The organism is Agrobacterium tumefaciens, from assembly GCF_013318015.2.
Classification (GTDB): Bacteria; Pseudomonadota; Alphaproteobacteria; order Rhizobiales; family Rhizobiaceae; genus Agrobacterium; species Agrobacterium tumefaciens.
Genome location: NZ_CP115841.1, coordinates 875,385 through 892,226 on the forward strand (window position 1 = coordinate 875,385; position 16,842 = coordinate 892,226).

Consider the following 16,842-nt stretch of genomic DNA (forward strand, 5'->3'; position numbering starts at 1 on the left):
TGTTTCCGATGCTTGCATCATGACGTAGAAAGTTTGAGAGCCGTTTAGCCGTTTGCTTAAAATTGCAAGTAATCGCGCGATTATGCTGTGTCGATACGGCACTGGTAGCAATTGTTGCGGGCGGAGCGCACATGCACATAAGCGACGTCTGCCCGCTCCAGAATATGCGCTGCGCGTGAAAGGATTTCGTCCGTCGCCGTCACCGCGCCGGTGCCGTAGACGATGCGGTCGTCAGTGCCATAGCCGCGAACGATATAATCGGGGCTGTTAAGCATCGGGGGAAGGGCATCCGTCTGCGGATAGTGCTCACAGGCCTCAGCGTGAAGAAAGACTGGCCCCGTTTCCGCATAGGGCTGGAGCGAAGGGAAGGGCCGGTAGGCGAGGATCAGCATTCCTTCGCCTTCATTAATCTGGGAAAGGCAATGGCGGCACGGCATGCCGCCTGGAGAAACGGCCTTTTCCGGCGGGTTGCCATAGGCGTCGGCGGCTCCCGCCCGGAAAGCTTCAGCTTCCTTAGCCGGCATTGCTGTAAAGACGAGATCGGTCATGGCGAGGTCCTTCTGTTGGGATCGGCGTTGCTTCTTTGCAGCTATGATCTCGAAACAGACCTCTATCCACCCGATTCTTGACGGGTGATGCAACCAGCCCATTGCGTGACTCGTTAGCATCGGGAATCAGTGGCGCTCCTCGATCCCGGAAGGTCTGATTTTATGTTCCGTCGTTTTCTGGCCGCCGTTCCGCTGGCTTTCGTTTCTTTGACGGTTCCGATCGACACGCAGGCGCAGGTCGCCTCCGGTCTCGATGGCCTGTCCGACGATCAGCTCCAGCAGGCGGTCAATTTCGTCATCGGCAATGCGATCTTCTCGCTTTATCACGAGGGTGCACGCATGCTGATCTCGGATTTCGGCGCGCCGGAGACCGGCAGCGCGCAAGCACCTGCCGATCAGCTGGCGGGCACGCTCATCCTTCAGGCCAACGAGGAATGGCTTGATACCGCACTCGTCAACGCTACCGACAGCTGGTATCTGGCGCGCGAGACGGAGGCTTTGCCCCAGCACGAAGCACCGGTGTTTTCGGCGCTTGTTCCCGACAGGAGCCGCGATCGCAACATGGCCTGCCTGATGGTCGGCCGCGACAAAGACGGCTATGGTGATCTTGCCACCATGATGGGGCTCGCCAATGACGAATTTGCCAAATGTGGCGCCGCCTATCCGCGTATCGCATCGGCGTGGGAAGATTTTCTGACGCCCCACCGCGCGCAGACGCCATCAAGATTTACCGTGAGCTATGTGCCGCCGCGCGATCCGGAGCTGGAACCTTACGCCATCATGGTCAAGGAATCGAAGGTTCTCGATCTTATCAGCCGCAGTTTCGGCGTTTACGGCTTGAAAGGCGAGGTCAAGTTGACGGCGAAGTCCTGCGGGCGTCCCGATGTCTACTGGTCGGCCGAAAAACGTGAGATCACCTATTGCTACGAGCTGGGTAAATTCCAGGCGGAGCTGATTGCCGATCATCTCCTCAACAGCGTTACCGAAGACAAAGGTTCCGCCGGCGGGCATACCCCGACGGCCGTCACTCTGGAAAGAGAGATCTGAGGCCAGTTACCGGATGCACGGCAACCTGTCCTCTTGAAACGGGAGGATATTGCCATGCCGAAGGTTGTCGTTCGAAATTTCGCCATTTCGATTGACGGATACGGTGCCGGGCCGGATCAAAGTCTTCAGAACCCGCTGGGTGTGAATGGCGAAACCCTGCATCAATGGGCGTTCAAGACCCGCACCTTTCACCGCATGTTCGGCAAGCAAGGCGGCTCGACCGGCACGGACGAGCAGTTTTCCGAGAAGAGTTTCGAAAATATCGGCGCCTGGATCTTGGGCCGCAACATGTTCGGCCCTATCCGCGGTGCTTGGCCGGATGAACACTGGAAGGGCTGGTGGGGGGAAGAGCCGCCTTATCACGTGCCGGTTTTCGTGCTGACGCACCATGCGCGCGCCTCCTTTGCGATGAAGGGCGGCACCGTGTTTCATTTTGTCAACACGGGCATCAAGGCCGCCCTCGACATGGCGTTGGAGGCGGCAAACGGCAGGGACGTCCGGATCGGCGGCGGCGTTTCGACCATTCGGCAATATATGGCCGGAAGCATGATCGACGAACTGCATCTGGCGTGGCCCGGTCTTTCTCGGCAAGGGCGAAAACCTCTTCGAGGGGCTGGATTTGCCTGCGCTTGGTTATCGCTGCACCGGGACCTCGGCGGGTGAGGGCGCGACCCATTTGATTATCGATAAAGCCGGAGTCGCAAACTACACAATGGTTTCATGTGCGGTTGCCTCCCACTCCCTCATTCCTGTGACAAGCAAAGGAATGAGGGAGGAGCAGTCCGATCTGCTCTATAGTCGGGGAATAGCGCGGGCCATCCCCGACGTGACGAACTCAGTTGCGCAGCGAGATTTCCAGAAGCTCTGTATCGGACAGCGGCTCTACCCAGGCCTCATAGGTACCAACAGGCGAAAATCCCATCATCTGGTAGAGTTGCAGCGCGCGCGGATGGTCAAGCGTGTTGGTGGTCACCGTCACGCGCTTCGGATTGTCCTGCCAGGCGGCGTAGAGCGCCTGCAACAGGAACCACTTGCCGACGCCAGCACCGATTGCCTCTTCGAGAAGCCCGAAATAGGAAAGCTCGGTTACCTCGTCGCTTGCCTTGTTCAGCTCGAAGAAACCGGCGGGTGCACCGTTCATATAAAGGACGGTGACGCTGTTCTTCGGGTCCTTGAGGACGGCGGACAGTTCCGCATCGCTCATTCGCATGCGTTTCTGCCAGTGCCAACGTTTTCCCACCCGCCAGTACATGTAGCGGTAGAAGTGCAAGGGAATATCGGTGACCCGCATCAGTGCCGTCTGGATGTTGACGGGGATAGCAAGGCTGACCTTCGGCGGCGCCGTCATTTCAAGCTGCGTGACATGCGCCTTCAACGGCCCATGTGACACCACGGGAAGAGGTTCGGCAGGGCCGGTGACAACAGGCGTGTCTTCCAGTCCACCCCATTCCGACCACGAACCGTCATATAGCGAATTATCCTGGTGGCCGAGCGATTCCAGCGCCAGCGTAATGACGGCGGCGGTAACGCCCGAGCCGCAGCTCGTCACCACTGGCTTGCCAAGATCGATACCGGCATCCGCCACCATCTTGCGGATGGCGGTGAGGTCCTTGAAGTGGCCGTTCTCGGAAAATGCGGTGGCGGGCAGGCTGCGAGCGCCAGGCATATGGCCTGAACGCATGCCGGCACGCGGCTCGGCCTCGTCGCCGGTGAAACGTCCCGCGCCGCGGGCATCGGCAATCTGCTTTTCGCCACTGTCAACGATGCCGCGCATGGTCGATAGCGAGGTCACGCGCTTTTCGTTGAAATCGGGTGTGAAGGTGGCGGGTTCGATCTCCGGCGTGCCGCTTTCTAGCGGCCGGCCTTCGCGCTTCCAGCCGTCAAGACCGCCATCCAGCACGTAGGCCTTGCGCACGCCCATCACCCGCAGAATCCACCACACGCGCGGTGCGGAAAAGAAACCGGGGCCGTCATAGACCACGATGGTATCAGTGTCGCTGAGGCCAAGCTCTCCCGCCTGTTCAGCAAAGAACTCCGGCGAGGGTAGGGAATGCGGCAATCCGGTTGCATGATCGGCGATCTTGTCCTGATCGAAGAACACGGCACCGGGCAGGTGACCCGCCGCAAATTCTTCCGCACCGTTGCGTTTATGCGCCGGCAGATACCACGAGGCATCAACGAGACGAAACCCGGCCGTGCCGAGCTGCTTTTCTACCCAGTCCGCCGAAACGACGAAACGGCTCTTATCCGTGCTCACGATGTCTCTCCTGATTTCAGGCAGCAGCTTCAGGCGTGCCGAAACGAATGCGGAACCGCCTGTTCTCCTTGCCCTTCTTTTCTATCTTGGCAATGTGAATATCGCCCACTTCCTGCGTTTCGGAAACATGGGTGCCGCCGCAGGGCTGGCTGTCGATGGTAGAGTTTTCGCCGATGCAGACAAGGCTGACCCGGCCAAGGCCGATTGGCGGGCGCACATTCTTGGATTTGACGATGCCCGGATTGGCCTGAAGTTCTTCGTCGGTAATCCATTGCAGGAAAACGGGATGGTTGGCTTTCACCAGTTCCATCAGCTTTGCCGTGACTTCATCCTTGTCGATGGTTTCCGACATGTCGAAATCGACGCGCGATTCGTCTTCGCCGACGGCAGCACCGGTGATCGGCCACTGACAGACGACGGATAGCAGGTGGCAGGCCGTGTGCATGCGCATCAGCTTGTAACGGCGCGGCCAGTCTACATGCAGGGTCAGTTTTTCACCGACCTCGGGCGAAGGCTGACCTTCCAGCGGCACATGGATGATAACGCTCTTGTCGGCGCCATTTTTGGTAATGCCGAGTTCGATGCGCGAACTATCGGCCCGCTCGAGAAAGCCGCTGTCGCCCGGCTGGCCGCCGGACGTGGCGTAAAAGCAGGTCTGGTCGAGCTCGATGCCGCCATCCTCATGCACCGCCGTGACGATCGCTTCTGCGGTGGAAAGATAAAAATCGTCACGGAACAGGGCATTCACAGGCATTTCGGCATGTCCTCAAACGGTTTCGTACGGAACCGCAATCTCGCTTTTCGTTGCCAGCCACTGGGGAACCGGAAGCCCCTTGGAGCGCAGGAAATCCGGATTGAACAGCTTCGACTGATAACGATTACCGTAGTCGCAAAGTATCGTCACGATTGTATGCCCCGGACCAAGCTCGCGGGCAAGGCGGATTGCGCCGGCAATGTTGATGCCGGAGGAGCCACCGAGGCAAAGACCCTCTTTCGTGACCAGATCGAACAGCACCGGCAGGGCTTCCGCATCCGAAATACGATAAGAGAAATCCGGCGCGAAGCCTTCCAGATTGGCGGTGATGCGCCCCTGTCCGATGCCCTCGGTGATAGAGGAGCCTTCCGACTTCAGGACGCCATGCTTGTAAAATTCGTAGAGGGCGGCGCCCTCAGGGTCGGCAAGGCCGATCTTTATATCGGGATTGAAATCGCGCAGGCCGTCAGCCACGCCCGCAAGCGTTCCGCCGGAACCGACGGAGCAAATGAAACCATCGACCTTGCCGTCCGTCTGGTCCCATATTTCCGGTGCCGTTGTCTCAATATGGGCCTGACGGTTGGCGATATTGTCGAACTGGTTGGCCCAGATCGCGCCGTTTTCATCCGTCGCGGCCAGCTGTTTTGCCAGGCGGCCGGAAACCTTCACGTAATTGTTCGGGTTGGAATAGGGTGCCGCCGGAACCTCGACCAGCTTTGCGCCGAGAAGCTTCAGCGCATCCTTCTTTTCCTGGCTTTGCGTCTCGGGAATGACAATGACAGTCTTGTAGCCGAGCGCATTGGCCACCAGCGACAGACCGATGCCGGTATTGCCTGCCGTGCCTTCCACGATGGTGCCGCCCGGCCGCAGCTGTCCGCGCCGTTCCGCATCGCGGATGATGTAAAGCGCGGCGCGATCTTTCACCGATTGGCCGGGATTGAGAAACTCCGCCTTGCCGAGGATTTCACACCCCGTCGCTTCAGAGGCAGCTTTCAGACGGATAAGCGGCGTGTTGCCGATAGCACTGAGCGCAGAGGGATGAATGGTCATGATTGAGCCTTCTTGTCTGAGCGGAAATTAGGTGCCGTTATGTCCCGTTACAACCGCCTCAAGGCAAGAAATTATCTTCCCGCCTTAGGCTTCGCCACGCAAAATTTTGCCGATACCCAATTTTATGCGTTGTTCTTCACTGCGGCATAGGCTGCAAGTGCTCTTTCCCGTGCCTTCCCATGGTCGACGATCGGCAGGGGATAGGTCTTGCCGAGCTCGATACCCGCCTTTTGAAGCACCTCTTTCGGTGCTTCAAACGGCTTGTGGATGTATTTTCGCTCAAGCTTTTCAAGCTCCGGCACGAAGCGGCGCACGTAGTCTCCCTCGGCATCGAATTTCTCCCCCTGCAATATGGGGTTGAAAATGCGAAAGAACGGCGAGGCGTCCGCGCCCGAACCCGCCACCCACTGCCAGTTGGCAGCGTTGGAGGCCGGATCGGCATCGACAAGCGTATCGCGAAACCACTTCTCGCCTTTGCGCCAGTCGATAAGTAGATGTTTGATGAGGAAGGATGCCACTATCATGCGCACCCGGTTGTGCATGGTGCCGTGTTTCCACAATTGCCGCATGCCGGCATCCACGATCGGATAACCCGTCATGCCACGCGTCCAGGCGTTGAAAGATGTGTCATCGTCCCGCCAGCCGAAGGCGTCGAAACTGTCGTTCCAGTTTTTCTCGTCCAGCTCGGGAAAGTGGAACAGCAGATGGTAGCAGAATTCCCGCCAGACGAGTTCCTTGCGGAAACGGCTGATATCGTTGGACGCGATATGGCGTGAGAGCCCCTTCGTCGCATGCCACACGGCGGCGGGCGATATTTCGCCGAGCGCCAGATGCGGCGCAAGAAGCGACGTGGCGTCCTTCGCCGGAAAGTCGCGGCCTTCCTCATAACCCTTCAAGGCACCATCGATGAAATCATCGAGTTTTTCCCGCGCGGCATTTTCACCGGGTGTCCATATCTCGCTGAAACCCCTGGCCCAGTCCGGTTTGACCGGCAGAAGCTTCCAATCATCGAGTTTCTCCGATTTTGGCCATGTCTCAGGTGCCTTCAGGCTCTGCGGTGCATCCGCCGGCGTATGTGGCTCCTCGCCGCCCTCCAGAGCCCGCCAGAAGGGCGTGTAGACCCGGTAGGGACCGCCGGATTTGGTCTGCACCCGGGATGGTTCATGCAGCAGGTGTCCGGCAAAGCTGCGAACTGTCAGTCCGTCGTCCCCGAGCGCCTCTTTTATTGCCTTGTCCGTTGCCATGCCGGTCGGCTCATAGCGACGGTTCCAGAGGACTGCATCCGCGCCGGTTTCGGCTATCAGCCGGCGCAGCGTCTCCTCTGCGTTGCCGCTTCTGAGCAGTAGACGGCTGCCGCATTTTTCCAGCATCGCGGAAAGAGAGGCAAGCGAATGGTGAAGCCACCATTCCTGTGCGCCGCCCAGCGGGCCGCTGGATGTCTCACGGATATAGATCGGTATGACGGGGCCGCCATGCTCCACCGCTGCAAGAAGGGCGAGATTGTCCGCAAGACGCAAGTCCTTGCGGAACCAGACGATAACAGGAGAGGATTTTGTTGGCATGAAGGGATCCGGTTCACTTCCGCTTGAACGAGTGTTGAAACGCTTTGTTCCTCAAATCGCGTAGAATGGAAAGCTGGAGGCACATGGTTTTTCGAGGGCTACTTTTTCGACCTTGAAACCGAAAGTGAAGGGAACCAACTGGAGGAGCCGGCGTTTTTCGCTGGTTAATAGAGCATGGAAGTACAATCAATGTTGCTGAAAGACGTTAAGTGGGAAAAGCCTGTTACCATATCCTTGGAAAACGGTGCTCCCCGGATTTTCAACGGCGTTTACGAGGCCTTCGATTTTCTCCAGCATGAATGGCCACAACGCGGTGACAAGGCGCATGAGCAGGCCCTGCGTCTGTGCCGCGCCTCGCTGATGGGGGACGTGGCTGGAGAGATTGCGCGCGCCGCCTTCGTTACCGCAAGCCGGCAGGCGCAATGCCTCCTGGAGGCCGGAAACAAGGTGGAAGATCAGGGTAAACTTGCATCCTGACAGCGTTGCCGGATTGAGATGTGAAAGGCCACCCGTAAAGCCGGGTGGCCTTGTTTTATCCGCCGCCAGAAACGGGTTGTGTCGAACGCAGGATATGGCATCGTGCGCGTGCAAAGCGGATGAATACGGCAATGACCAACCACTACGGCTATATTGTTTTCCCGACAGCTCTCGGCCATTGCGGCCTCGCATGGGCAGAGCGCGGTATCGCCCGTCTGCAATTGCCCAGCGCAGATGCCGGTGAAACCGAGAAACTTATCCAGAAACGCCTGCCGTCATCTTCCATTGCTGTACCCGACACACGCGCCCGTGAGGCGATTGCGATGGTTACCCGCTATTTCGATGGTGAAGAGATTGATTTTACGCCGGTGGAACTCGATCTTGCCGGGCAGGAGCGGTTCTTTCTAGATGTCTATCAGGTGGCACGGCATATCGGCTGGGGCCGCACGACGACCTATGGCGGTATCGTAAAAACGCTGGGCCTCTCCATGGAAAAGGCCCGCGACGTCGGGCAGGCCATGGCGAAAAATCCCGTGCCGCTGATCATTCCCTGCCACCGTGTTCTGGCGGCTGGCGGCCGGCTGGGTGGCTTTTCCGCGCCGGGCGGAACGAACACCAAATTACGTATGCTGGATCTCGAAAATGCCGGCCGCAGCCGTGCTGACGATGCACAGGGCAGCCTGTTTTAAAGCAATGACAGATCAGTCCACATGAATAGCCGTCTGATTTCTGCCCTTTTCTCGTCAAATTGTCGCTAAATTGTCACAATACACGGACGCCCTCTAACATAAGGGCGAGACGTTTGAGAGTATCCGCGTTAATTCTATCCGCTGCATTGGCTTTTACAGTCGTGGCACCCGCGTCGGCTGGCATGCTGAACCAGGCTGAAAAATACACCGGACTGCATGAATCCAAAAACAACAAGAGCCTGAAGAATATTCTTGGGGCAAATCCCCGCAGCACACCGTGGTGTGGCCTGTTCCTGCATGCCGTTGCCAGCAAGGCCGGGCGCGCATCGCCCAAATCCTACGGATTTGCAAAATCCTGGACGTCATTCGGTTATGCCGTTCCCGTCGCCGCCGCCAAACCGGGCGATGTTGTCGTCATTCGCAACGGCCGCGGTTATCACGCCGGAATATTGAAGAGCATGAGCGGCAAGACAGCGCAAATTCTCGGCGGCAATCAGTCCGGCCGTGTGCAGGTGTCGAACTTCAACCGCAAGGCCATCGTTTCCGTGCGTCGCTGAAGGCCGGACCAATTTTACGACGATCCTTATAAAGGCGGGCTGTGGCCCGCCTTATGCGTTTTAAGGCCCCTATGGCTGTTCCCTTGTGCCGGGTGCCGCATCGCGCTGGTCGTCATCCTCAAGGTCTGTGGCGACGATGAAGGCATCCTCGTGTTGCCGCGCTGCCTGCCGGCGTGCGCGCAGGCTTATGGATTCATCGGGGTAAATCTCACTTTCTTTCGATTTGAGTTCGCTGTCGGTTTCAAAACGCGGCAAATCTTCGTCTTTGATATCGAGAGGTTCGTTTTTCTTCTGTTTCGGATCGCTCATGGATGGTCCTCCTGCGGGTTCCTGCCGGACAAACGATCCTGCAGTGAGTAGGGTTCCCTTTTTTCAGGGAAATGCGCATGCGCAATCTCCGGACGCGGAACAATTTCCGGCCATTTCTGTTTTTCAATTGGCACAGTCAAAGCCGATGCGACGCAAAGAGGAGGACGTTATGAACCATGATCGCGAAGCAGCAATCCGCGAAAAAGCCCGCGCAATATGGGAGAGAGAAGGCAGGCCGGAGGGACATCACGAACGCCACTGGATGGAGGCGGAACGGGAGGTCTCGGCAAGCACGGAAACGGGAAAGACCAATGGTAAAAATGGCGCGAAGAAACCCGCTGCCGCCAAGTCCTTGGTCCAGAAGAAGGTGACTGCGGATAAGGCTTCGGCAAAAAATGCCAAATCACCAGCGGTAAAATCTCTTCAGAAAGAGCAAAAAGCGGAGACCAGCCGAAAAGACGACGACCTGACCGAAAGCCTAGAGGAAAGTTTCCCGGCAAGCGATCCGCCGGCACTCACCAACGCGTCTACTTCGACGAAGCGTGTGGCGAAGAAGACCTGAGGTCAATAACGCCCAGCTACGCGCCTATGCCAAGATCGATATAGAGCGAATGCTGCGGCATCTCGCTCGTCATGCCATATTTTGGAAAAAATGGCTCCCCGGGCCGGATTCGAACCGGCGACCTGTCGATTAACAGTCGAATGCTCTACCGCTGAGCTACCAGGGAACGTGCGCTGCTTGGCGCGGTGTGAGCGGGGTAATACAAATGCTTTTCCGATTTGCCAAGCGCTTTTTTCAAAAAAAACGCATTCATCTTGTTTTATCTCGCCGGAGTCCCGATTTTCCGGGCTTATCGACGGTGAAAAAATTATCCACAGGCCAGATGTTAAAGGGCAGTATGGAATGAAATTTGGAATGGACCACAGAACGGGTCGTCTCAATCTCGGAAAATGGAGCGTTGCCATGCCGCGTTCGCGCGTCGGCAGGATCGCCACCGGCTCGGCGCTGGTGGTGGGCGGAACGCTCGGGTTTTTGCCCATCCTCGGTTTCTGGATGGTCCCGCTTGGTCTTATCGTGCTTTCCCACGATTTGCCGGCGGTTCGCCGCAGGCGGCGGCGGCTGGCAGTGTGGTGGGCATCGCGACGCAATGGTCGCAACACCCGCAATAGAGGTGGACAATAAGGCTCAGCCGCCCATCGAGCTGCTGAGGCCCTGTCCGGCCCAGAAGGCGGCATAGGCGAGTGCTGCAAAATAAATCGCCGTCAGGATGAGAAACAGATACCCGCCGAGAACGGTCACGCCGTCCCTCTGGATCATACCCGCCGAAAAAAGCAGGATGGCGACGCCCGGCAGGGTGTTGGAGAAGGGAATGAAGCCGAGCGGCATCATCAGCAACACGCCAGCGGTCATCAGCGCAAGTCCGTTCACCCTATTGGCGACGATGCCCGCCGTCAGCGCCGGAAGGCGCGGGCGGATGAAGCGATCGAGCCTGGAGACGATGGCGACGCCTTTCTGGAGTGCCGGCACCAGCTTTGCCGTTTCCATCTGCCGGTCGAGAATCCTGGCCGGCAGCCATGGCAGACGGTTGAGGGTGATGGCCAGACTGACGAGAATGATCGCTGCGCCAAACACGGTGCTGACGCCTGGAATGGAGACCGGAATGAGGAAGGGCAGGGAAGCTATTGCACAGATGAGCAGCAGGCCCTGTTCGCCGATTGCCTCCATCAGCTCGCGCAATGTGATCGTCTGACCTTGCAGTTTCCCAATCAGCTTTTCGAGCGTGGTGCTGAGCTTTTCAGACGTATCAGTGAATGCGAATTCGTTCGACATCAGGCTTCCCGGAAGTTGCTTTAACTCCGGGTTTGATAACATTCATCCGGCCGAATGCCTACCGCCGATGGAAAATCAGCGTCTTTTCGGACCGGTGCTGCCGCCCGCCTTTGTCAGTGGGAAACCCAGCTGCTGTAGGCGCCTGCGAGAAGAACAATCAGCAGGATGACCAGTATGACCGGATTGATCGACGTAATGAAGCTTACATAGTCCATGATAACTTCCTCCTCTTTCCGCCACACCTTATTCTACCGCAAAAAGGCCGGTTTATCTACCTGAGGATGAAATTTCGCATCGCAGCAACCATTCGCCGCTGCGGTCTGGAATTGTTTGTTTTTCTCATTTGCCGCAACGCAAAAAATAAATCTTCCAACATTTGCCATTCTCTTGCGTTGTCTCTAATCCTGATTTGGTGGCGGTCGATAGTCAGACCGTCCGCCGCTGACAAACCGCCACTGAGATGCCTGGCTCCCGCCTTGCCGTCGGTCTAAAACGATCTTCCCCGGGGACATGAAATGCTGAAAAACATCTATGCCTGGACGATGGCGCTTGCCGCGCGCAAAAGCGCCGTGTGGTGGTTGGCGATCGTGGCCTTCGTCGAAAGCTCCGTCTTCGTTGTGCCGGCGGATGTGCTTTTCCTGCCCATGGTGCTGGCAAAGCCAAAAAAGGCGATGTTTTATGCGCTCGTCGCAACGGTCGCTTCCGTTCTCGGTGGCATTGCCGGCTGGTTTCTCGGCCACTATGCTTTCGAGAGTATTGCGCGGCCAATTCTGGAATTTTACGGCAAGCTGGACAGCTTCGAGCAGCTCAAGAATTCGGTAAATTACGAGACCATCATTCTCCTGCTGGTGACATCGGGCTTTGCGCATCTGCCGCCGATCAAGGTCGTCACCATCCTCTCCGGTGCGGCCAATATCAGCCTCGGCCTGTTCATTCTCTCGGCTGTCGTCACGCGCGGCGCGCGCTTTTTCATCCTCGCCGGGTTGCTGCAAAGATACGGTGAACCGGTGCGCCACTTCATCGAAAAACGCCTTGGTGTTATTGCCGCCGCTGTGGCCGCAGCGCTCATCGCCATCTATGCGGTCTACGTTTTCGTGCGCTGACGAAACGCAGTTTTTCTACTCTTACAATACTGTCGCATAACTTTCAGCCTACTGTCAGAATCCAGCTGTATCGGTTGTCTCGTCCAATGAGAGAACCGATTTATTATGCGAAGATTATGGAAGTGCTCCTTGGGGGGCATGGGTATTGCTGTGCTTGCCGCAGGCGGTTATCTCCTCGCCATCCAGCTTCTCGGCAACTTTCACGAGGTGGTGGCAGGGCAGCTTTACCGCTCCAACCAGCCAAGCAGTGAGCAGCTGGTCCGCTATACCATGGACCATGGCATCAAGACGGTCATCAATCTGCGCGGAGAGAATGAATCCGAGGACTGGTACAAGGATGAGATCAAAACCTCGCGCGAGCTTGGGTTGACCCATATCGATTTTGGCATGTCAGCCCGCCACGAACTTGACATGACCAAGGTGAATCAGTTGGTCGCGATCATGCGTGATGCGCCGAAGCCCATCCTCATCCATTGCAAGTCCGGTGCGGACAGGACAGGCCTTGCGACCGCGCTTTATCTCGGCCGCGTCGCGTATCTCGGTGAAAAGGCGGCTGAGAGCCAGCTTTCCGTCCGCTACGGCCATATCGGCATCCCCTATCTGTCTGAGACCTATGCCATGGACCAGACCTGGGAAAATGTCGAACACATGTCGATCGCCGACGACTTCACAATTGCTTCAAACGAGTTTTGAAAACGGTCGGGCATAGCGTCCGCAAAATTGCTGATCGATCTCCTGAAGCGGGATTTGGCGTTCCGTTCTGATCGCGCAACGGTCGGGACGGGACCCAAACGCTTGGTTTCTTAACTGTTGAGTTCTCAACGACGCAGCCTGTCTTTCATCAGGCGACCCGCTTTCTCCCTCTCGAGGTTCGTCGGAAATCACATTTTTTGTCTATATATTAGTAACTTATGCGATCCAACAATTAAGTTGACTCCTTTAATCATCTTTTATAGAGCGACTTTGTTTCAACTTCTGGATCGCATCATGACCCCAAAATCATTTATGAGCGGCCTTGCCGCATCGCTCTTGTCTATTCTCTTTACCGCCCCTTATGTAATGGCTGAACAAAAGACCATCACAGATGTCATCGGACGCGAAGTGAAGGTTGACCTTCCAGCAAAGCGCGTTGTTCTCGGTTTCTACTTCGAGGACTACATGGCGGTCGGCGGCGAGAAAGCCTATGATTCCGTCGTCGGCATTTCTCGCGAAGCCTGGGAAGGCTGGGTACCCGCCAACTGGAAGATGCATCTCGCGCATCGCGCCTCGCTTGCCGACATTGCCGATGTCGGTGAAGTGGAAGCGCAGACTTTCTCGGTCGAAAAAGTGTTGAGCCTCAATCCCGATCTGGTGATTCTGGCAGACTGGCAATACAAAGCGCTTGGTCTCGATGCCGATCGTCTGGAAGAAGAAGGCATTCCCGTCGTCGTCGTCGACTACAACGCCCAGACGGTCGAGCGGCACGTCGCCTCGACCCGGCTTTTTGGCGACCTGACCGGCCAGGAGAAGCGTGGCAAGGAAATTGCCGACTTCTATGCCGGTTCGCTGAAAGAGGTCGCTGACCGGGTCGCCAAGTCCGGAAAGCCGAAACCGAAGGTCTATGTCGAGTTCGGCAACAAGGGCCCGGCCGAATATTCTTTCACCTACGGCAAGAACATGTGGGGCGCCATGTCCACGGCGGCTGGCGGCGACAACATTGCCGCTCCCTTCGTCGAATGGTGGGGACCGATCAATCCAGAACAGGTTCTGGCGTCCAAGCCTGACGCCATCTTCATTTCCGGTCGCGAAAACAACAAAAACCCGGCAGCGCTGCCCATGGGACAGGCGGTGAAGGCGGCAGACGCAGGCGAGAAACTCAAGGCATTTGAGGCCCGTCAGGGCTGGAGCGAATTGCCCGCCATCAAGAACGGCCAGCTGTTCGGTGTTTACCAGGGTGCGTCGCGCACGCTCTCCGATTTCGCCATGGTTCAGTACATCGCAAAGCAGCTATATCCCGAGCAGTTCAAGGATGTCGATCCGATCGCCAACTATCTCGGCTATTACAAGAAGTACCTTCCGGTAACGCCTCAAGGCACTTTCGCCATCGCCGTCAAGGATTGATATCGCGCTTGCCTGTGGCGGCGTAGAAACGTGCTTTCTTCGACGCCACAGTGGCGAAATCTCGCGCACGCCGCCGTTGCGGCGTCCGCTTTTCCAGACAGTCCTTTCAGGCAGGTTTTCATGACAATTGCTGCCCGCAACGCCGAGGCCATCGGTGCGCACCGGCTGCGCGAGCGCCGTCGCTGGCGTGTCGTCTCTATCTTCTTCGTATTGATGGCAGTGAGCCTCGTTCTCGATATCGCCACTGGTCCTTCGCTGCTGTCGCCCGCCGAAGTGGTGAAGTCGCTGACCGGCCTTGGCGAACGGGCCGCCATGACCGATTCCATCGTGCGCGGCCTTCGCCTGCCCATGGCGTTGATGGCGCTTGCCGTCGGTGCGGCACTCGGGGCAGGTGGCGCGCAGATGCAGACCCTGCTCAATAATCCCATGGCGAGCCCCTATACGCTCGGTATGGCCGCAGCGGCCGGTTTCGGTGCGGCGCTGGTGCTGGCGCTTGGCGGTCTCGGGTTGGATGCCATGATTGCCGTTCCGCTGGGCGCGTTCGTCTTTTCCATGCTCGCAGCACTTTTTCTCTTCACGCTGGCCTCCATGCGGCAGATGACGACCGAAACCATCATTCTCGGCGGCATCGCGCTTCTTTTCCTGTTTCAGTCGCTGCTGTCGCTCATCCAGTTCCTGTCCTCACCGGAGCTGTCCCAGCAGATTCTTTTCTGGCTGTTCGGCAGCCTGACTAAGGCGACCTGGCCGACGCTTGGCCTGACCGCTGCCGTGACCGCCCTCTGCTGCGCCCTGCTGATGGCGGATTGCTGGAAGCTGACCGCGCTCAGAATGGGGGAGATGCGGGCGGCAAGCCTCGGCATCAATGTCCGCTGGCTGCGCATGAAGGTTCTCGTCATCGTTGCCATCATGACCGCGACGGCCACCAGCTTCGTCGGCGTCATCGGTTTTATCGGGCTGGTCGCGCCGCATATCGCCCGCATGACCGTGGGCGAGGATCAGCGCTTCTTCCTGCCCATGTCGGTGCTGAGCGGCGCGCTGATGCTGTCGGCTGCCTCGATCCTCTCCAAATCGATCGTTCCCGGTGCGCTGTTCCCGGTTGGCATCGTCACGGCCATTGTCGGCGTGCCGTTTCTGATGTGGCTGATTTTCGCTCCGAAGAGGCGCGGCCGATGATGGTTCTCGATTCGATTTCCGCCGAGCGCGGCGGACAGACTGTTGTGAAAGGGCTGTCGGCGCGTCTGGAGGCGGGGCATATTCATGCCGTCATCGGCCCAAACGGAACGGGCAAGACGACCCTTTTGAGAGCGATCTTCGGCGATCTGCCACTTGCTGCCGGTTCGATCAGCCTCGGCGACCGCCGTCTTCGGGCCGGGGAGCGGGCGGGGCGGTATATAAGGCAGTGGCGCGATGGCTTTGCCTACATGCCGCAGGACACCACGGCCGATATTGCGCTCAGCGTGCTGGAGGTGGTGGCACTCGGCCGTTTCGGGCGTCTGTCGTTGCATATTGACGACGAGACGCTCGACCTGGCCATGACACGCCTGCATCAGGCGGGAATAGCGCATCTGGCGGGCAGGGAGATCGCCTCCCTCAGCGGCGGGCAGCGGCAGATGGCGCTTTTCGCGCAGGTTCTGATGCGCGAGCCGCAGGCGATGCTGCTGGACGAGCCGGTCAGCGCGCTGGACCTCAAACATCAGGTGGCGCTTCTCGATCTGGTGCGGCAGGAAACCCGCGCCAATGGCTGGGTAACGCTGGTCGTGCTGCATGATCTCAACCTCGCCTGCCAATATGCCGACAACCTGCTGGTGATTTCCGATGGCGCATTGAAGGCGACCGGCGCGCCGGGAGATATCGTCACGCCGAAACTCATTTCCGAGACCTACGGGGTGACGGTGGAAGTTTTGCGGGACAGGCGCGGCAATCCCGTCATTCAGCCGGCTGGCGACCCGCTGCCCGAACATTTCAAAACCCTTGAAGGAATAATTGCATGAAACGATTTTTGATGACGTTTGCCGCGGCTTTGGCCGTAACCTTCTCTGTCGCGCCGTCCTTTGCTGCCGAACACAAGGTGCTGATGCTCAATTACGGCGCGGACGGCAGCATGGTGTTTGAGCCTTCCTATGTAAAGGCAGAGCCCGGCGACACCATCACCTTCGTGCCGCAAAATTCCAGCCATTACGTGCAGTCCTATGCCGTTCCGGAAGGCGTAACGCCCTGGAAAGGCAAGCTTGATGAGGCCTTCACCGTTACCGTCGAGAAGGAAGGCGTCTATCTCTATTATTGCCCACCGCATCTGATGATGGCGATGATCGGCGTGATCCAGGTCGGCAAGCCCGTCAATCTGGAAGCGGTCAGGCAAAAGGCGGAGAAGCTGCGCCCCAAACTGGTCATGAAGGGCGAAAGGCTGGACGCGGCTCTGGCACAGGTAACGCCGGCGCAATGACGCCATCTCCGTGCTCGACCGGATGGGACGCTCGGTCCCTCAAATCTCGCTCGCCGGGTGTGTGAAGCAGCCCACACGAAAAAATTGGCTGCAATCACCATAACAAGGATAAACC

19 protein-coding genes, 1 tRNA gene and 1 pseudogene are annotated in these 16,842 nt (G+C 57.9%); 13 read left to right on the plus strand and 8 right to left on the minus strand.

The window, feature by feature from the left end:
* Positions 1–80: 80 nt before the first annotated feature.
* Entirely contained in the window at positions 81–548 is a 468-nt protein-coding gene (locus G6L97_RS04395) for a DUF1203 domain-containing protein (protein ID WP_111783150.1), read from the minus strand.
* Between the two features lie 162 nt (positions 549–710).
* On the opposite strand from G6L97_RS04395, the gene G6L97_RS04400 reads away from it, so the two are divergent.
* Entirely contained in the window at positions 711–1,595 is an 885-nt protein-coding gene (locus G6L97_RS04400; protein WP_013635909.1) for a DUF4344 domain-containing metallopeptidase, read from the plus strand.
* 54 nt (positions 1,596–1,649) lie between these two features.
* Positions 1,650–2,289 (plus strand): annotated as a pseudogene (locus tag G6L97_RS04405) (dihydrofolate reductase family protein); the annotation flags it as partial.
* Positions 2,290–2,430: 141 nt separating this feature from the next.
* Here G6L97_RS04405 and sseA read toward each other — a convergent pair.
* From sseA to G6L97_RS04425, 4 genes are all read right to left on the minus strand, one after another.
* Entirely contained in the window at positions 2,431–3,852 is a 1,422-nt protein-coding gene (gene sseA, locus G6L97_RS04410) for a 3-mercaptopyruvate sulfurtransferase (protein WP_111783149.1), read from the minus strand.
* Between the two features lie 16 nt (positions 3,853–3,868).
* Positions 3,869–4,606: an alanyl-tRNA editing protein gene (locus tag G6L97_RS04415; protein WP_111783148.1), complete on the minus strand. Its 738-nt coding sequence runs from the start codon at positions 4,604–4,606 to the stop codon at positions 3,869–3,871.
* Between the two features lie 12 nt (positions 4,607–4,618).
* Complete coding sequence (locus tag G6L97_RS04420; protein ID WP_003512558.1) at positions 4,619–5,656, minus strand: cysteine synthase A; 1,038 nt, start codon at positions 5,654–5,656, stop codon at positions 4,619–4,621.
* Positions 5,657–5,778: 122 nt separating this feature from the next.
* Positions 5,779–7,218, minus strand: a complete 1,440-nt coding sequence (locus G6L97_RS04425; protein ID WP_127966027.1) for a cryptochrome/photolyase family protein — start codon at positions 7,216–7,218, stop codon at positions 5,779–5,781.
* Positions 7,219–7,407: 189 nt separating this feature from the next.
* On the opposite strand from G6L97_RS04425, the gene G6L97_RS04430 reads away from it, so the two are divergent.
* The 3 genes from G6L97_RS04430 (at position 7,408) to G6L97_RS04440 (ending at position 8,941) form a co-directional block, all read left to right on the plus strand.
* Positions 7,408–7,695, plus strand: coding sequence for a DUF982 domain-containing protein (locus tag G6L97_RS04430; protein ID WP_003512562.1), 288 nt, complete (start codon positions 7,408–7,410; stop codon positions 7,693–7,695).
* A gap of 131 nt (positions 7,696–7,826) precedes the next feature.
* Positions 7,827–8,384 (plus strand): methylated-DNA--[protein]-cysteine S-methyltransferase, encoded by a 558-nt coding sequence (locus G6L97_RS04435; protein WP_111783320.1) that lies wholly within the window; start codon positions 7,827–7,829, stop codon positions 8,382–8,384.
* A gap of 113 nt (positions 8,385–8,497) precedes the next feature.
* On the plus strand, positions 8,498–8,941 hold the full coding sequence (locus G6L97_RS04440) for a TIGR02594 family protein (protein WP_025593218.1): 444 nt from the start codon (positions 8,498–8,500) through the stop codon (positions 8,939–8,941).
* A gap of 69 nt (positions 8,942–9,010) precedes the next feature.
* Here G6L97_RS04440 and G6L97_RS04445 read toward each other — a convergent pair whose 3' ends face one another.
* Entirely contained in the window at positions 9,011–9,250 is a 240-nt protein-coding gene (locus tag G6L97_RS04445; protein WP_013635919.1) for a hypothetical protein, read from the minus strand.
* Between the two features lie 169 nt (positions 9,251–9,419).
* Here G6L97_RS04445 and G6L97_RS04450 point away from each other — a divergent pair, with 169 nt between their 5' ends.
* Positions 9,420–9,812 carry a DUF2934 domain-containing protein gene (locus tag G6L97_RS04450; RefSeq protein ID WP_065704729.1) on the plus strand — a complete coding sequence of 131 codons (393 nt, stop codon included), beginning with the start codon at positions 9,420–9,422 and terminating at the stop codon, positions 9,810–9,812.
* A gap of 91 nt (positions 9,813–9,903) precedes the next feature.
* On the opposite strand, the gene G6L97_RS04455 is transcribed toward G6L97_RS04450, so the two are convergent.
* Positions 9,904–9,978: transfer RNA gene (locus tag G6L97_RS04455), tRNA-Asn, on the minus strand.
* 176 nt (positions 9,979–10,154) lie between these two features.
* On the opposite strand from G6L97_RS04455, the gene G6L97_RS04460 reads away from it, so the two are divergent.
* Positions 10,155–10,433, plus strand: a complete 279-nt coding sequence (locus G6L97_RS04460) for a hypothetical protein (protein WP_013635921.1) — start codon at positions 10,155–10,157, stop codon at positions 10,431–10,433.
* 3 nt (positions 10,434–10,436) lie between these two features.
* Here G6L97_RS04460 and G6L97_RS04465 read toward each other — a convergent pair whose 3' ends face one another.
* On the minus strand, positions 10,437–11,081 hold the full coding sequence (locus tag G6L97_RS04465) for an exopolysaccharide biosynthesis protein (RefSeq protein ID WP_003512591.1): 645 nt from the start codon (positions 11,079–11,081) through the stop codon (positions 10,437–10,439).
* Positions 11,082–11,596: 515 nt separating this feature from the next.
* On the opposite strand from G6L97_RS04465, the gene G6L97_RS04470 reads away from it, so the two are divergent.
* The 6 genes from G6L97_RS04470 (at position 11,597) to G6L97_RS04495 (ending at position 16,727) form a co-directional block, all read left to right on the plus strand.
* The gene (locus tag G6L97_RS04470) at positions 11,597–12,184 is read left to right on the plus strand and encodes a YqaA family protein (RefSeq protein WP_003512594.1); all 588 of its coding nucleotides are present in this window, start codon (positions 11,597–11,599) and stop codon (positions 12,182–12,184) included.
* A gap of 138 nt (positions 12,185–12,322) precedes the next feature.
* Positions 12,323–12,877, plus strand: coding sequence for a dual specificity protein phosphatase family protein (locus G6L97_RS04475; protein WP_162686632.1), 555 nt, complete (start codon positions 12,323–12,325; stop codon positions 12,875–12,877).
* A 312-nt stretch (positions 12,878–13,189) separates the two neighbouring features.
* The gene (locus G6L97_RS04480) at positions 13,190–14,284 is read left to right on the plus strand and encodes an ABC transporter substrate-binding protein (RefSeq protein ID WP_035198131.1); all 1,095 of its coding nucleotides are present in this window, start codon (positions 13,190–13,192) and stop codon (positions 14,282–14,284) included.
* 120 nt (positions 14,285–14,404) lie between these two features.
* Entirely contained in the window at positions 14,405–15,457 is a 1,053-nt protein-coding gene (locus tag G6L97_RS04485; protein ID WP_065704973.1) for a FecCD family ABC transporter permease, read from the plus strand.
* Positions 15,454–16,275: an ABC transporter ATP-binding protein gene (locus G6L97_RS04490; RefSeq protein ID WP_111783144.1), complete on the plus strand. Its 822-nt coding sequence runs from the start codon at positions 15,454–15,456 to the stop codon at positions 16,273–16,275. Before G6L97_RS04485 ends, G6L97_RS04490 begins: the two co-directional genes overlap by 4 nt.
* Complete coding sequence (locus G6L97_RS04495) at positions 16,272–16,727, plus strand: pseudoazurin (protein WP_111783143.1); 456 nt, start codon at positions 16,272–16,274, stop codon at positions 16,725–16,727. Before G6L97_RS04490 ends, G6L97_RS04495 begins: the two co-directional genes overlap by 4 nt.
* Positions 16,728–16,842 lie beyond the last annotated feature (115 nt).

Bases quoted from the DNA above. Each gene is read 5' to 3' on its own strand.
- G6L97_RS04475 (WP_162686632.1), top strand. From the start codon at position 12,323: ATGGGTATTGCTGTGCTTGCCGCAGGCGGTTATCTCCTCGCCATCCAG.
- G6L97_RS04420 (WP_003512558.1), bottom strand. From the start codon at position 5,656: ATGACCATTCATCCCTCTGCGCTCAGTGCTATCGGCAACACGCCGCTT.
- G6L97_RS04415 (WP_111783148.1), bottom strand. From the start codon at position 4,606: ATGCCTGTGAATGCCCTGTTCCGTGACGATTTTTATCTTTCCACCGCA.
- G6L97_RS04450 (WP_065704729.1), top strand. From the start codon at position 9,420: ATGAACCATGATCGCGAAGCAGCAATCCGCGAAAAAGCCCGCGCAATA.
- G6L97_RS04460 (WP_013635921.1), top strand. From the start codon at position 10,155: ATGAAATTTGGAATGGACCACAGAACGGGTCGTCTCAATCTCGGAAAA.
- G6L97_RS04485 (WP_065704973.1), top strand. From the start codon at position 14,405: ATGACAATTGCTGCCCGCAACGCCGAGGCCATCGGTGCGCACCGGCTG.
- G6L97_RS04430 (WP_003512562.1), top strand. From the start codon at position 7,408: ATGTTGCTGAAAGACGTTAAGTGGGAAAAGCCTGTTACCATATCCTTG.
- G6L97_RS04395 (WP_111783150.1), bottom strand. From the start codon at position 548: ATGACCGATCTCGTCTTTACAGCAATGCCGGCTAAGGAAGCTGAAGCT.
- G6L97_RS04490 (WP_111783144.1), top strand. From the start codon at position 15,454: ATGATGGTTCTCGATTCGATTTCCGCCGAGCGCGGCGGACAGACTGTT.
- G6L97_RS04435 (WP_111783320.1), top strand. From the start codon at position 7,827: ATGACCAACCACTACGGCTATATTGTTTTCCCGACAGCTCTCGGCCAT.
- G6L97_RS04400 (WP_013635909.1), top strand. From the start codon at position 711: ATGTTCCGTCGTTTTCTGGCCGCCGTTCCGCTGGCTTTCGTTTCTTTG.
- G6L97_RS04480 (WP_035198131.1), top strand. From the start codon at position 13,190: ATGAGCGGCCTTGCCGCATCGCTCTTGTCTATTCTCTTTACCGCCCCT.
- G6L97_RS04470 (WP_003512594.1), top strand. From the start codon at position 11,597: ATGCTGAAAAACATCTATGCCTGGACGATGGCGCTTGCCGCGCGCAAA.
- G6L97_RS04445 (WP_013635919.1), bottom strand. From the start codon at position 9,250: ATGAGCGATCCGAAACAGAAGAAAAACGAACCTCTCGATATCAAAGAC.
- G6L97_RS04495 (WP_111783143.1), top strand. From the start codon at position 16,272: ATGAAACGATTTTTGATGACGTTTGCCGCGGCTTTGGCCGTAACCTTC.
- G6L97_RS04425 (WP_127966027.1), bottom strand. From the start codon at position 7,218: ATGCCAACAAAATCCTCTCCTGTTATCGTCTGGTTCCGCAAGGACTTG.
- G6L97_RS04465 (WP_003512591.1), bottom strand. From the start codon at position 11,081: ATGTCGAACGAATTCGCATTCACTGATACGTCTGAAAAGCTCAGCACC.